This is a genomic window from Streptomyces sp. NPDC093109 (assembly GCF_040701725.1).
Classification (GTDB): Bacteria; Actinomycetota; Actinomycetes; order Streptomycetales; family Streptomycetaceae; genus Streptomyces.
The window spans coordinates 12,167-25,238 of record NZ_JBFBEZ010000003.1 but is presented as its reverse complement, the minus strand read 5'-3'; the positions used below and the strand labels follow the sequence as shown (position 1 = coordinate 25,238).

14 protein-coding genes are annotated in these 13,072 nt (G+C 72.3%); 11 read left to right on the top strand and 3 right to left on the bottom strand.

Features of this window, described 5'->3' with window-relative positions:
• Positions 1 to 5: 5 nt before the first annotated feature.
• The 6 genes from ribH to AB0389_RS04395 all read left to right on the top strand — a co-directional run bounded on the left by ribH (position 6) and on the right by AB0389_RS04395 (position 5,064).
• Complete coding sequence (ribH, locus tag AB0389_RS04420) at positions 6 to 518, top strand: 6,7-dimethyl-8-ribityllumazine synthase (protein WP_366393806.1); 513 nt, start codon at positions 6 to 8, stop codon at positions 516 to 518.
• A gap of 8 nt (positions 519 to 526) precedes the next feature.
• Positions 527 to 799 carry a phosphoribosyl-ATP diphosphatase gene (locus tag AB0389_RS04415; protein ID WP_114658215.1) on the top strand — a complete coding sequence of 91 codons (273 nt, stop codon included), beginning with the start codon at positions 527 to 529 and terminating at the stop codon, positions 797 to 799.
• Positions 800 to 860: 61 nt separating this feature from the next.
• The gene (gene hisG / locus AB0389_RS04410; protein ID WP_366393805.1) at positions 861 to 1,709 is read left to right on the top strand and encodes an ATP phosphoribosyltransferase; all 849 of its coding nucleotides are present in this window, start codon (positions 861 to 863) and stop codon (positions 1,707 to 1,709) included.
• Between the two features lie 44 nt (positions 1,710 to 1,753).
• Positions 1,754 to 2,236 carry a PH domain-containing protein gene (locus AB0389_RS04405; RefSeq protein WP_366393804.1) on the top strand — a complete coding sequence of 161 codons (483 nt, stop codon included), beginning with the start codon at positions 1,754 to 1,756 and terminating at the stop codon, positions 2,234 to 2,236.
• 249 nt (positions 2,237 to 2,485) lie between these two features.
• Entirely contained in the window at positions 2,486 to 3,967 is a 1,482-nt protein-coding gene (locus AB0389_RS04400; RefSeq protein ID WP_366393803.1) for a hemolysin family protein, read from the top strand.
• Positions 3,964 to 5,064: a hemolysin family protein gene (locus AB0389_RS04395; RefSeq protein WP_366393802.1), complete on the top strand. Its 1,101-nt coding sequence runs from the start codon at positions 3,964 to 3,966 to the stop codon at positions 5,062 to 5,064. Before AB0389_RS04400 ends, AB0389_RS04395 begins: the two co-directional genes overlap by 4 nt.
• 32 nt (positions 5,065 to 5,096) lie before the next feature.
• Here AB0389_RS04395 and AB0389_RS04390 read toward each other — a convergent pair whose 3' ends face one another.
• Both AB0389_RS04390 and AB0389_RS04385 read right to left on the bottom strand, forming a co-directional pair.
• The gene (locus AB0389_RS04390; RefSeq protein ID WP_366393801.1) at positions 5,097 to 7,034 is read right to left on the bottom strand and encodes an AAA family ATPase; all 1,938 of its coding nucleotides are present in this window, start codon (positions 7,032 to 7,034) and stop codon (positions 5,097 to 5,099) included.
• A 359-nt stretch (positions 7,035 to 7,393) separates the two neighbouring features.
• Complete coding sequence (locus AB0389_RS04385; RefSeq protein ID WP_366393800.1) at positions 7,394 to 8,023, bottom strand: hypothetical protein; 630 nt, start codon at positions 8,021 to 8,023, stop codon at positions 7,394 to 7,396.
• A 133-nt stretch (positions 8,024 to 8,156) separates the two neighbouring features.
• Here AB0389_RS04385 and AB0389_RS04380 point away from each other — a divergent pair, with 133 nt between their 5' ends.
• The 4 genes from AB0389_RS04380 to AB0389_RS04365 all read left to right on the top strand — a co-directional run bounded on the left by AB0389_RS04380 (position 8,157) and on the right by AB0389_RS04365 (position 12,000).
• A complete protein-coding gene (locus tag AB0389_RS04380) occupies positions 8,157 to 9,521 on the top strand; it encodes a peptidase C39 family protein (RefSeq protein WP_366393799.1) in 1,365 nt (454 codons plus the stop codon).
• Positions 9,522 to 9,681: 160 nt separating this feature from the next.
• Positions 9,682 to 9,852 (top strand): SCO1431 family membrane protein, encoded by a 171-nt coding sequence (locus AB0389_RS04375; protein WP_366393798.1) that lies wholly within the window; start codon positions 9,682 to 9,684, stop codon positions 9,850 to 9,852.
• Between the two features lie 140 nt (positions 9,853 to 9,992).
• Positions 9,993 to 10,619 carry a TetR/AcrR family transcriptional regulator gene (locus AB0389_RS04370; RefSeq protein WP_366393797.1) on the top strand — a complete coding sequence of 209 codons (627 nt, stop codon included), beginning with the start codon at positions 9,993 to 9,995 and terminating at the stop codon, positions 10,617 to 10,619.
• A 208-nt stretch (positions 10,620 to 10,827) separates the two neighbouring features.
• Positions 10,828 to 12,000 carry an acyl-CoA dehydrogenase family protein gene (locus AB0389_RS04365; protein ID WP_366393796.1) on the top strand — a complete coding sequence of 391 codons (1,173 nt, stop codon included), beginning with the start codon at positions 10,828 to 10,830 and terminating at the stop codon, positions 11,998 to 12,000.
• Between the two features lie 13 nt (positions 12,001 to 12,013).
• Here AB0389_RS04365 and AB0389_RS04360 read toward each other — a convergent pair whose 3' ends face one another.
• Positions 12,014 to 12,412 (bottom strand): hypothetical protein, encoded by a 399-nt coding sequence (locus AB0389_RS04360; protein WP_366393795.1) that lies wholly within the window; start codon positions 12,410 to 12,412, stop codon positions 12,014 to 12,016.
• Between the two features lie 204 nt (positions 12,413 to 12,616).
• Here AB0389_RS04360 and AB0389_RS04355 point away from each other — a divergent pair, with 204 nt between their 5' ends.
• On the top strand, positions 12,617 to 13,057 hold the full coding sequence (locus AB0389_RS04355) for an Lrp/AsnC family transcriptional regulator (protein ID WP_366393794.1): 441 nt from the start codon (positions 12,617 to 12,619) through the stop codon (positions 13,055 to 13,057).
• Positions 13,058 to 13,072 lie beyond the last annotated feature (15 nt).

Here is a 13,072-nt window from a genome sequence, read left to right as displayed (position 1 = left end):
GAGACGTGAGCGGCAACGGCGCACCCGTACTGAGCGTGGAGAACTGCGGAGACCTCCGGGTCGCCGTGATCGCCGCGCAGTGGCACGAGAAGATCATGGACGGACTGGTGGACGGTGCCCTGCGCGCCCTGCGCGACCTCGGCATCGACGAACCGACCCTGCTGCGCGTCCCCGGCAGCTTCGAGCTGCCGGTCGTCGCCAAGGTGCTCGCCGACCGGGGATACGACGCGGTCGTCGCCCTCGGAGTCGTCATCCGCGGTGGCACCCCGCACTTCGAGTATGTGTGCCAGGGCGTCACCCAGGGCCTCACCCAGGTCTCCATCGACACCGGAGTCCCGGTCGGCTTCGGCGTGCTGACCTGCGACACCGAGGAGCAGGCCCTCGACCGGGCGGGCCTCGAAGGCTCGCACGAGGACAAGGGACACGAGGCCGTCACCGCCGCCGTCGCCACCGCCACCACCCTGCGCACCATCGCGGAGCCCTGGCGCAGGCAGGCCCCGGCGGGCCGCGTAAAGTAGGCGCCACCATGCCGAAGAAGACGTTCGAGGAGCTGTTCACCGAGCTCCAGCACAAGGCCGCCCACGGCGATCCCGCCACCTCCCGCACCGCCGAACTGGTCGGCAAGGGGGTCCATGCCATCGGCAAGAAGGTCGTCGAAGAGGCGGCCGAGGTCTGGATGGCCGCCGAGCACGAGGGCAAGGAAGCCACCGCCGAGGAGATCTCCCAGCTCCTCTACCACGTCCAGGTGATGATGGTCGCGCGCGGAATCTCCCTTGACGACGTGTACGCCCATCTCTGAGCCTGTACGAGCACGTATCTCCACCTCTCCGTAAGAATTCCGCACGAAGGAAGCCGACCTCATGCTGCGCATCGCCATCCCCAACAAGGGTTCACTCTCCGGGCCTGCGTCGGCGATGCTCCATGAGGCCGGCTACCAGCAGCGCAAGGAGAGCAAGGAACTCGTCCTCGTCGACCCGGACAACCAGGTGGAGTTCTTCTACCTCCGCCCCCGGGACATCGCGATCTACGTGAGCTCCGGCCGGCTCGACATCGGCATCACCGGCCGCGACCTGCTGCTCGACTCGCAGGCCAAGGCGGAGGAGATCCTCCCGCTCGGCTTCGCCCGGTCCACCTTCCGGTACGCCACCAAGCCCGGCACCGCCGCCGGCGTCGAGGACTTCGGCGGCATGACCGTCGCCACCTCGTACGAGGGCATCGTCGCCAAGCACCTCGCGGACCACGGCGTCGACGCGTCCGTCGTCCACCTCGACGGCGCCGTCGAGACCGCCATCGAGCTGGGCGTCGCCCAGATCATCGCCGATGTGGTCGAGACCGGCACCTCCCTGCGGAACGCGGGCCTCGAAGTGATCGGCGAGCCGATCATGACCTCCGAGGCCATCGTGATCCGCCGCACCGGCGCCGACGCCGAAGAGCCCAAGGTGCGCCAGTTCCTCCGCCGGCTCCAGGGCGTCCTCGTCGCCCGTACGTACGTGATGATGGACTACGACTGCCGCGCCGAGCACCTGGAGCGCGCCGTCGCCCTGACCCCCGGTCTGGAGTCCCCGACCGTCTCCCCGCTGCACAACGAGGGCTGGGTGGCCGTCCGCGCGATGGTCCCCGCCAAGGAGGCGCAGCGGATCATGGACGACCTGTACGAGCTGGGCGCCCGCGCGATCCTCACCACGGCCATCCACGCCTGCCGTCTCTGACGCCCGCCCGCGCCACCCACCTCCACCGGGAAGCCCGAGAACTGATGTCCGCGTCCGACGCCGCCCCCGCGCCCCAGCAGGCTCCGCCCGCCCTTCCGGTCACCTTCCGGCCGACCCGCACCCGGGCCGTCCTGCTGACCGTCGGGGCGGTCATGTTCGCCGTCATCTCGGCCATCGGCCTGATGCTGGAACAGCTGGGCGCGGGGGAGCGGCTGACCTTCGTCCTCACGGCCCTGGCCTTCTTCGCCGTGCTGGCGCTGCTCAGCCGACCCAAGGTCGTGGCCGACGAGACCGGGGTGACTGTCGTGAACATCACGCGCACCCGGCGGCTGGAGTGGGCCGAGATCCTGCGCGTCAATCTGCGGCCCGGCGACGCCTGGGTCTTCCTCGACCTCAGCGACGGCAGCAGCCTGCCCGCCCTGGGCATCCAGCCCGGTGTGGCCAGGAACCACGCCATCCGTGACGCCCGCGCGCTGCGCGCCCTCACGGAGTCCCGCGCCGCCGCGGACGGCGAGCCGGGGCGCTGAAGGTCCCTGCCGGGAGCCGGCGCCGACCATCCGCCGGGTGACCGTCCCCGGGTCACTCACCGCCCACGGCACTGCCCTCGCCGCTCCCTCTTGATTACTCTGGTGGCGGAGGCGCCGAGCGCGCCCCGCCCCGCACTCGACGGCCACGTCCGGCCGGCGGGGCATCCTGCGACCCGAGGAGTGACTCCCTCCAGCAATGGACGGATCGTCCGGTAGTACCTGCGCCGCCCCCTTCGACGAGGCGGCGGCATGATCATCCCCCTTCTGCTGCTTGCCGCAGCGTTCCTTCTGATCCTCGCCAACGGGTTCTTCGTGGCCGCCGAATTCGGCCTCATCACGGTGGACCGTTCCGACGCCGAGCGTGCGGCGGCGGCGGGCGACCGCCGTGCCCGTACCGTTGTCAGGGCCCTGCGGGAACTCTCGTTCCAGCTCTCCGGCACCCAGCTGGGCATCACCATCACCTCGCTCGTCGTCGGCATGCTCGCCGAGCCCGCGCTCGCCGAACTGCTCGACGCGCCGCTCTCCGCGACCGGACTGCCCCAGGGGGCCGTCTCCGGGATCGCGGTGGTGATCGGCATGCTGCTCGCCTCCGCCGTCCAGATGGTGATCGGCGAACTCGTGCCCAAGAACTGGGCGGTCTCCAGACCGCTCCAGGTCGCCCGGTTCGTGGCCGGACCGCAGCACCGCTTCTCCACCGTCTTCCGGCCGGTGATCTCGCTGCTCAACGCCGTGGCCAACCGGCTCGTCCGGCTCTTCGGCGTGGAGCCGACCGACGAGCTGGCCTCGGCCCGTACCCCCGGTGAACTCGTCTCCCTGGCCCGCCACTCCGCGCGGGCCGGCGCCCTCGAACAGGACACAGCCGACCTCTTCGTCAGGACCCTCTCCCTCGGCCGGCTCACCGCACAGCACGTGATGACGCCCCGGGTGAAGGTCAGCGCCCTCCAGACCGACGCGACCGCCGCCGATGTCCTCAACCTCACCCGGGCCACCGGACTGTCGCGCTTCCCCGTCTACCGGGAGCGCATCGACGAGATCGTCGGCATGGTGCATCTGAAGGACGCGCTCGCCGTACCCGTGGCCGAGCGGCAGCGCACCCCCGCCGGACGGATCGCCGTCCCGGCGCTGCTCGTCCCCGAGACCCTGCCCGTGCAGCAGCTGCTGGAGCGGCTGCGCAGCGAGCAGCCGATAGCCGTCGTGGTCGACGAGTACGGCGGTACGGCCGGGGTGGTCACCCTGGAGGACATCATCGAGGAGCTCGTCGGCGAGGTACGCGACGAGCACGACGCCGAGGGCGACGGCAGGCCCGATCCGGTGCCCGTCGCCCCCGAGGACGGCCGGCCCGCCTGGGAGGCCGACGGCAGCTGCCGGGTGCTCACCCTGCGGCGGATCGGGCTCGACGTGCCGGAGGGGCCCTACGAGACCCTGGCCGGCCTCGTCGCCGACCTGCTGGGACGTATCCCGGCCCCGGGCGACCGGGCGGAGCTGCCCGGCTGGCGGCTCTCCGTACGCCAGGTGGACCGCTACCGGGCCGAACGCGTACGGCTCGTCCGTACCGGCGACGCCCCTGCGGGCAGCCTGCCGGAACGGCCCACGGACGTACCGGCGGACGTACCGGCCGACATACCGGCGGACGCGCCCGTGGAAGCGCCCGAGGCTGTGCCCGCGGACGTGCCGTCCGGCGCGGCTCCGGCTCAGGCGCCCGCCCCGGCGATGGCGGAGGGCGTCCGATGAGCGCCCTGCAACTCGTCCTCGCCCTGCTCCTGGTCCTCGCCAACGGCTTCTTCGTCGGCGCCGAGTTCGCGCTCGTCTCCGTACGCCGCAGCCAGATCGAGCCGCACGCCGCGCGCGGCTCGGCCCGTGCCAGGCAGGCGCTGTACGGGCTGGAGAACCTGCCGCAGATGATGGCGGCGGCCCAGTTCGGCATCACCATGTGCTCCCTGACGCTCGGCGCCGTCGCCGAGCCCACGGTGGCGCACCTGCTGGAGCCCGTCTTCCACGCGGTCCGGCTGCCGGAGGGCCTCATCCATCCGCTGGGCTATGTCATCGCCCTGGCGCTGGTGGTCTTCCTGCATCTGGTCATCGGCGAGATGGTCCCCAAGAACCTCGCCATGGCCGCCCCGGAGAAGACCGCGCTCTGGCTCAGCCCCGGTCTGGTCGGCTTCGCCCGGCTCTGCCGGCCGGTCACCGCCGGTCTCGGCGCCTGCGCCACGCTGGTGCTGCGGGCCTTCCGGGTCGAGCCGAAGGACGAAGTCGAGGCGGTCTTCACCAGCGAGCAGCTCAACCGGCTCGTCGAGGACTCCGGCCAGGCGGGACTCCTCGAACCAGAGGCGCAGGAGCGGCTGGAGGACGCGCTGGAGCTGGGCAGCCGCCCGGTCACCGACGTCCTTCTCACCCGCGCCTCCCTGGTCACGGTGACCCCCGCGGTCACCCCGCGCGAGATCGAGGAGCTGACGGTACGCACCGGCTTCTCCCGCTTCCCGGTCTGCGCGGAGGGCAGCGGCGCCTTCATGGGCTTCCTGCATGTCAAGGACGTCCTCGACCTGGAGGCCGCAGAGAAGGCCGTACCGCAGCGCGTGTGGCGGCCGATGGCGACCCTGCGGGCGGAGCTTCCGCTGGACGACGCGCTGACCGTGATGCGCCGCGCGGCCACCCATCTCGCCCAGGTCGCGGACGCGTCCGGGCGGGTGCTCGGCCTGGTGGCGCTGGAGGACGTCCTCGAAATGCTCGTCGGAGAGGTACGGGACCCCTCCCACCGGGCGGTGACCGCGCCGGCGTCCCTCGTGGGCGAGCAGCGCTCCGACCGGGCGGGCCAGATGCTGGCCCGCTGACCACCGGCGCGCGCCCGCCCGAACGGGAGGCCCTACTCCTGCGGGCCGCGGTCCACCGGACCGCGGCCCGACAGGACCTCGCCGTACGCCTGCATCAGATCCGGCAGCCGCAGCGTCGCGAGATCGTCGCGGGTCGGCAGGGAGCTGTAGCCGGACAGCCGCAGATCGCGGTAGGCGCAGCTCTTCTCGTACAGCGTGCGGACGAACCGGCCGTTGCCCAGCTCGTCGATCCACCCCTGGTCGACCACGTGCCCGCTGATCGAGCGCAGCTCGTCGGCGGACTCCTCGTCCCACACGTCCCCGTTCTCGGCGGCCAGCACCCCGCCGATCGCGGTGAGTTCGAGCGGCCGGTAGCTGGGGAAGTCCACCCGGCTGGTGAAGCGCGAGGAGAGCCCCGGATTGGTGGCGAGCAGCCGGTCCATGCCCTCCGGATAGCCCGCGAGTATGACCACGAGGTGGTCGCGGTTGTCCTCGGCGCGCTTCAGCAGCACCTGAAGGGCCTCGTCGCCGTACGCGTCGCCCTTGCTGTAACCGGAGTTGGAGAGGCTGTACGCCTCGTCGACGAAGAGCACCCCGCCGATCGCCGAGTCGATCAGCTCATTCGCCTTGACGGCGGTCTGGCCGAGGAACTCGCCCACCAGATCGGCCCGTTGGGCCTCCACCAGATGATCGCCGCCGAGCAGCCCGAGCGCGTAGAAGATCCGCCCCAGAATGCGGGCGACGGTCGTCTTGCCGGTGCCCGACGGGCCCGAGAAGACGAAGTGGCGCTTCGGCGGCTGTACGGGCAGCCCCTCGCCGGCCCGCAGCCGGGCCATGTTCAGCTGCGCGGAGACCGCTCTGACCTGGCGCTTCACCGGTTCGAGGCCGACCATCCGCTCCAGCTCGGCGAGCGCCTGCGCGAGCAGCGCCGGATCGGTCGGTCCCTCGGGGAAGCGCGGGGCGGCCGGCGGCCCGGCAGACGGCGGGGCCTTCTCCCTGATGGGGTCGGGTACGGCGGCGGGCGGGCCGCTCCCCGCCGGGCCGCCACCGGGCCCCGGATACGGCGGCGCCTCCCGTCCGAACAGCGGGTCGGGCCCCGGCGGCGGACCCTCGCTCTCGCCCCGCTCGGGCGGCGGGGCGCCCTCCGCGTCGGCGAGATCCTGGCCGAACCTGGCCGGCGCCACGGAGGCGGAGGCCAGCCCCATCGGATCGTCGGGGCCCTCGTATCCGTCGGAGTCGGTGATCGCCGCGAGCCGGGCGGCGGTGTCCATGAACGCGGGATCCAGCCGGTGGACCGCCCGGTAGAGCGGCAGCGCGGCGGCGGAGCGCCCGGTGCCCTCATGGGCGCGCGCCAGCCAGTAGCGCAGCTCCTTGCGCTGGGGCTGCTCGCTGCGGCAGCGCATCAGGGAGGTCGCGAGCAGCGGCTCGGCCTGCCCGTACATCTCCAGCCGGACCCGGGCCATGCCGCCGAAGAGCCCCGACTCGATCCCCAGCAGCGGATCGTGCACGAGCGGCTCGGTGTGGCGCACCAACTGCTCCCAGTCCTTGACCAGATAGGCCCGGCAGGCGTGCAGGAAGCGCACCTGCGGATCCGCGTCGACCGGCGGCAGCCCGGCCAACGCCCGGTCCAGCTCGGGGACATGACGGCCGTCCAGCCAGTGCGAGGCGTGGGCGAGCAGCAGATCCCGGCCGCTCTCCAGCACCGGCTGGACCCACCAGCCCAGCCAGTACCAGGAGTTGAAGGTACGGCGGTGCCGGGAGCGCTGTTCGCCGAAGCGGTCGCGGTGCCGGTACATGTGGAGCAGGGCGGAGGTGGTGTCGACGCGCAGCGCGTGCAGCCCCAGCCAGCCGTCGGCCATCCCGGGGTCGAGCCTGACGGCCGTCCGGAACTCGTCCTCCGCCTGCGGATACGCCCCCATGGTGTACGCGTCCACGCCGCGCGCCCAGGCGAGGTCGGCCGGGGCGCCCGTACCCTGCGTGCCGCTGTCCATCAGGTCCCCCACAAACCGTGCCCCGTGATGTCCCGCCGGGCGAACGCCCGTCGGCGGCGGACCGAACCACTGTGTCGCGGACGGGAATTGACCGCACTGAGAGGCATCGTACCTGCGCAGAGTGTGTGCGACTAAGGGCGGATGCCGCGCTTCGGGCAGTGACCCACCGTGAGCGGGAGCGGACGCGCGGGCGCGCGAAAAACCGCGAAAAGGGCAGAACGAAGCCCCCGATCACGGGGGAACAATCGGGGGCTTCGCGTCCGCGGCGGCTCCGAAAAGCCGCACATTGAGAACGTAAGACCTGTACGGCCCCTGGGTCAAGCCGAGTTGGGGACACACTCGGAGTCGGCTGTTTCCGCTCAACGCGTCGGTCGCCGGTGATCACCGTGCGTGATGAATCGGTCGGGGCCGGGGGTGTTCCGGGGGCCCGGCAGCACCTCGTATCCCATGCGTCCCTCCCGTACCAGCGCGTCGGCGAAGGGCCGGGAGGGGTCCGTCGCGAAATGGCGAGTCTCCGCCACTGTCCAGCCGTCCCAGAACGCCGACTGCGCGGGTCCGTCGCGCCGGCGCCCCCGCTCCCAGGACTCCTCGGCGCCCCGGTCCATCCAGAACAGCCGGGCGAGCCGGGGACGCAGCGCCCGCCGCCCGGCCCCCACGCCCTCCACGACGACCACGGGCGCCGGCTCCAGAGCGCGTGAGGCACCGAACCGGCGCGCGGTCCAGTCGTACACGCCGTAGTGCGCCCACGCGCCCCGCGCGAGTGGCTCCACGACCTGCTCCGTCAGCCGCCGCGTCCACGCGAAGAGCTCCTCGTGGCTGGCCAGATCGTCGAGCCGCAGTACGGGCGCGCCGCCCAGCGCCGCCGCGAGCCGGACCGCGAAGGTGCTCTTGCCCGAGCCCGCGTGGCCGTCGACGGCGATCAGCCGGACGGGACCGCAGGAGGGCGGCAGGGCGCGCAGCGCGGCGGCGAGATCGGGCAGGTCGTCCATACCGTCCACCCTACGAGCCCGGTATTCGCCGCACGACGCGGCGCGAATCGCCCCCGTCGCCGGACGGGAGCCGCGATAGTGGACGACTGTCACGCACCGCCGTTTCCGCCCCCGCTGTCGATCCGGAGGTCTCATGACCAGTCCCACTTCGCGCAGGACCGTACTCACCGCCGCCCTCGCAGCAGCCGTCACCGCGGGCGCGGGCGCGGGAACGGCCGGCGCCGAGCCGCTTGCCCAGCCGCTTGCCGAGCCCCTCGCCGAGCCCCTCGTGGAGAACGCCTTCTGGGCCTCGTACGCCGACTGGCGCGCCGGCACCGGCCGCGGCACCCGGGCCGTCCCCGGCCCCCGTCCCGCGCTGGTGATCGGCACCCCGGCGGGCACCACCGACTACCAGGATCCGCACACCGGGACGGTCACCACCTGGGAGTACGCGACCTGGACCGGCCCCGCCCACCGCTCCCGGGTCCCCGCCACCGAGCTGATCGCCTCCTGGAACGCCGCCACCCCGGCCGGCACCTGGCTCCTGATCGAGCTGCGCGGCCGTTACGAGGACGGCACCGACACCCCCTGGTACGTGATGGGCCGCTGGACCGCCGGGGACGGCGACGGCGACATCCGGCGCACCTCCGTCGACGGACAGGGCGACGGGCGCAGCAGCGTCTGGACCGACACCCTCGCGGTGGACGACACGGCGAGCGGGACGCGGATCGTCTCGTACCGGCTGCGGCTCACCCTCCACCGCAGACCCGGCAGCGGGCTCACGCCCACGGTGTACCGGATCGGCGCGATGGCCTCCGACATCCCCGACCGGTTCACCGTCCCGGCCTCCGTGCCGGGGCCCGCCCGTGAGCTGACCGTGCCGCGCTACTCGCAGCACACCCACCTCGGGCAGTACCCGGAGTACGACAACGGGGGAGAGGCGTGGTGCAGCCCCACCTCCTCGCAGATGATCGTCGAGTACTGGGGGCGCGGGCCCACCGCCGCCGAACTCGCCTGGGTCAACCCGGACTTCGCCGACCCGCAGGTCTGCCACGCGGCCCGGTTCACCTACGACCACCAGTACGAGGGCTGCGGCAACTGGCCGTTCAACGCCGCGTACGCCGCGACCTACCGGGAGATGTCCGCCGCCGTCACCCGGCTCGGCTCGCTCACCGAGGCGGAGACCCTCGTCCGCGCCGGAATCCCCCTCATCACCTCGCAGTCCTTCCTCCAGGAGGAGCTGACCGGCGCCGGATACGGCACGGCGGGCCATCTGATGACACTGATCGGCTTCACCGCCGACGGCGACGTGATCGCCAACGACCCCGCCGCGCCCGACAATCCGTCCGTCCGCCGCGTCTACCGCCGCGCCGAGTGGGAGACGATCTGGCTGCGCACCAAGCGGTACAACGCCTCGGGCCGGGTCGTGTCGGGCACCGGCGGCGTCTGCTACGTCTACTGGCCCGCCGAGCCGTCCGCCGCCCAGCGCCGGGCACTGCGGTCGGTGGGGCTGCTCTGACCGGACACGGTGTGGTGTACGGCACATTTCGTGCCGTACGCCCCCGTATTCACCGGCCCCGGCCCGACCGGCCCGCGCGTCCGTGACGTAGGTCTCTACCCGGCGGCCCGGGACGCTGGCACCGTGGGAGGACCAGTCACCGACGAGCGAACGGACGCCCATGACCGCCACCGCCGCACTCACCACCGTCACCGGCGCGCTCGACCGCGTCCGCGACCGGGCCCGTACCGGAGGCCCCAAGGACGACGAACCGCAGCTGCTTGAGCACCTGCTCGGCTGGACGCTGGTCGTCCTGCTCGCGGTGTTCGTGTCCCACGCAGGGCTGCTGTAGCCGCTTCCGCGGCCACCGCGCGAACGCTCCTGGGGTCTCTGCGATACTGCGGGAATTCTTGCGGAATTCCGTTGCGGCCGGAGACCAGGACGTTGAATTTAAAGAGCGCTCAACAGCGTGGCTCATCCATACGATCGCAGGTGAGGCGCTCCGAACTCATCGCGACCGGGCGGAAGTTGTTCGCCAACACCTCCTACGACGCGCTGTCGGTCGATGACATCGCCCAGCACGCCGGGGTCGCCAAAGGGCTGATCTACTACTACTTCAAGAACAAGCGCGGCTACTACCTCGCCATTGTCGAGGACTCGGTCATGGAGCTCGTCTCGCTCGCCTCCGGCGGCGCCGACCTCCCGCGCGCCCAGCGTGTGCAGCGCACCGTCGAGGCGTATCTGCGCTTCGCCCAGTTCAACGAGGCCGCGTACCGCACGATCGTCACCGGGGGAGTCGGCTTCGACACCCAGGTGCAGGAGATCCGCGACGCCGTACGCACCGGCCTGGTCTCGACCGTCGCCGACGGCGCCTACGGCCACCACGACATTCCGCCGATCGCCCGGCTCGCGCTGCTCGGCTGGCTCAGCAGCGTCGAGTGGCTCACCCTCGAATGGCTGGCGCACCGGGACGAGCTGCGCCGGGAGATCCCGCGTGACCTGCTGGTACGGATGCTGCGGCACACGCTGAACACGATCGAGGAGTTCGCCCCGGAATGCCCGGCGCCGCCGCAGGATCCGGACTGGAAGCCGTTCACCGGCCTCCCGGACGGTGTCTGACGACGGCCGGGCATCCGTCGGGTCGGCCCGGGCCCCATCGGGCATACTCGACGCCACTGTCCATTCGATCAAGCGCTCCCGTGATCCGGGAGCCGGCGTCGAGTGGGCAGAATCGCAGTCCGGGGACATCCCCGGACTTCAGTGGGCGGCGCCGCCTCACCCTGCGCGCGCGACCGCCGTAGCGACCGACAGGGAGGAGAGCGCCGCCATGTCCGACCGCGCCCCGCGACCGGTGGAACGTCAGCTGCCCACCGAGGAGTCCGAGGACCTCCTCGCGCTCGTGCACGACATCGCCCGCCGGGAGATCGTCCCGGCGGCAGCCGAGGAGGAGGAAGCGGGCCGCTTCCCGCGCGAACTCTTCGCCCTGCTCTCGGAGTCGGGCCTCCTCGGGCTTCCCTACGACTCCGCGTACGGCGGCGGGGACCAGCCGTACGAGGTCTACCTCCAGGTGCTCGAAGAGCTGGCCGCCGCCCGGCTCACCGTCGGCCTCGGCGTCAGCGTGCACTCGCTCGCCTGCCACGCGCTCGCCGGGTACGGCACCAAGGCCCAGCGCGCCGAGCACCTCCCCGCCATGCTGGGCGGCGGCCTGCTCGGCGCGTACTGCCTCTCCGAGCCCGCCTCGGGCTCCGACGCGGCCTCACTGAGCACCAGGGCCGTACGGGACGGCGAGGACTGGGTGATCACCGGCACCAAGGCGTGGATCACCCACGGCGGGATCGCGGACTTCCTCACGGTGCTCGCCCGCACCGGCGGCCCCGGCGGGCGCGGCATCACCGCCTTCCTCGTCCCGGGCGACGCCCCCGGACTCACCGCGGCCCCGCCCGAGCGGAAGATGGGCATGAACGGCTCGCCCACCGCCCAACTCCACTTCGACGGCGTACGGGTGGCCGACAGCCGCCGTCTCGGCGACGAGGGACAGGGCTTCGCCATCGCCCTGTCCGCGCTGGACTCGGGACGCCTCGGCATCGCCGCCTGCGCCGTCGGACTGGCCCGGGCGGCGCTGGACACGGCGGTCGAATACGCCACCGGGCGCAGCCAGTTCGGCCGGCCCGTCGCCGACTTCCAGGGGCTGCGCTTCCTGCTCGCGGACATGGCCACCCGGATCGAGGCGGGCCGCTCGCTCTACCTCGCCGCCGCGCGGCTGCGCGACGCGGGCCGGCCGTTCTCCCCGCAGGCCGCCATGGCCAAGCTGTTCTGCACGGACATCGCGATGCAGGTGGCCGTCGACGCGGTCCAGGTGCTCGGCGGATACGGCTACACCGCCGACTTCCCGGCGGAGCGCTACCTCCGCGAGGCGAAGGTGCTCCAGATCGTCGAGGGCACCAACCAGATCCAGCGCATGGTGATCGCGCGCCATCTGGTGGGCCCGGAGAGCCGCTGAGGCGACCGGCCGGTCAGGCCGCGTGCCGGCGCTGCGCCGGCACCTTCGGGACCTTGACCGGCCGCGAGCCGGGGCCGCCGACATGGGAGAACGGCTGGGTGCGCCAGTCGAGACCCTGAGGGAGCGTCAGGAGCAGGGCGGTGTCCTGCTCCTGGACGCCCGGCGCCTCGTCGGCGGGCGTGGCGTCCGCCGCCGCGCGGCCCGTACCGGCGCAGACCGAGAGCACGAACGGATTCCACGGGGACGGGCACAGCGCGTGCTCCGGCAGGGTGTCCTCGTCCGCCAGCAGCGCGATCGGCTGCGCGCAGTCCGGGCAGACGACCCGGTACATCTCGTAAGTGTCGTACTCGTCGGCCTCGTGGTCGTCGAGGGACTCGACGGGCTCGGCGGACTCGTGCTTCAGGCTCTGCATGGAGACATTCCCCCTCGGGTGGGCCGACCAGGCTGCTGTGGTCTCGACCACAGCAAGCAATTCCCGTCGCGCACGCCAGGTAACCGTAAGGTCTCGACGGACCCGGCCGGCGGCCTGTGGTCTTCGTCACATGCCCGCCGCAGGTGCCCCCGCGCACGCCCGCCGACTGTGCCGGAGGCGACCCGGGGCAATAGGTTGATGCGCATGGAGGAGTTGGATCGACAGATCGTGGAGTTGCTCGTCAAGGACGGCCGGACGAGCTACACCGACCTGGGCAAGGCCACCGGCCTGTCCACCTCGGCGGTGCACCAGCGGGTGCGGCGGCTGGAGCAGCGCGGGGTCATCAGGGGGTACGCGGCGGTCGTCGACCCGGAGGCCGTGGGGCTGCCCCTGACGGCGTTCATCTCGGCGAAGCCGTTCGACCCGAGCGCGCCGGACGACATCGCGGAACGGCTGGCGGTGGTGCCGGAGATCGAGGCGTGCCACAGCGTGGCGGGGGACGAGAACTACATCCTCAAGGTCCGTGTCGCGACCCCCCTGGAGCTGGAGCACCTGCTGACCCGCATCCGCTCCCTGGCGGGCGTCTCCACCCGTACGACGGTGGTGCTCTCGACACCGTACGAGTCCCGGCCCCCGTCCTTCTGACCTCCGCCCGGCGTC

Bases quoted from the DNA above. Each gene is read 5' to 3' on its own strand.
- AB0389_RS04385 (WP_366393800.1), bottom strand. From the start codon at position 8,023: ATGGACGACCTGCCCGATCTCGCCGCCGCGCTGCGCGCCCTGCCGCCC.
- AB0389_RS04355 (WP_366393794.1), top strand. From the start codon at position 12,617: ATGGAGGAGTTGGATCGACAGATCGTGGAGTTGCTCGTCAAGGACGGC.
- AB0389_RS04380 (WP_366393799.1), top strand. From the start codon at position 8,157: ATGACCAGTCCCACTTCGCGCAGGACCGTACTCACCGCCGCCCTCGCA.
- AB0389_RS04415 (WP_114658215.1), top strand. From the start codon at position 527: ATGCCGAAGAAGACGTTCGAGGAGCTGTTCACCGAGCTCCAGCACAAG.
- AB0389_RS04365 (WP_366393796.1), top strand. From the start codon at position 10,828: ATGTCCGACCGCGCCCCGCGACCGGTGGAACGTCAGCTGCCCACCGAG.
- AB0389_RS04360 (WP_366393795.1), bottom strand. From the start codon at position 12,412: ATGCAGAGCCTGAAGCACGAGTCCGCCGAGCCCGTCGAGTCCCTCGAC.
- AB0389_RS04390 (WP_366393801.1), bottom strand. From the start codon at position 7,034: ATGGACAGCGGCACGCAGGGTACGGGCGCCCCGGCCGACCTCGCCTGG.
- AB0389_RS04375 (WP_366393798.1), top strand. From the start codon at position 9,682: ATGACCGCCACCGCCGCACTCACCACCGTCACCGGCGCGCTCGACCGC.
- AB0389_RS04405 (WP_366393804.1), top strand. From the start codon at position 1,754: ATGTCCGCGTCCGACGCCGCCCCCGCGCCCCAGCAGGCTCCGCCCGCC.
- AB0389_RS04395 (WP_366393802.1), top strand. From the start codon at position 3,964: ATGAGCGCCCTGCAACTCGTCCTCGCCCTGCTCCTGGTCCTCGCCAAC.
- AB0389_RS04400 (WP_366393803.1), top strand. From the start codon at position 2,486: ATGATCATCCCCCTTCTGCTGCTTGCCGCAGCGTTCCTTCTGATCCTC.
- hisG (WP_366393805.1), top strand. From the start codon at position 861: ATGCTGCGCATCGCCATCCCCAACAAGGGTTCACTCTCCGGGCCTGCG.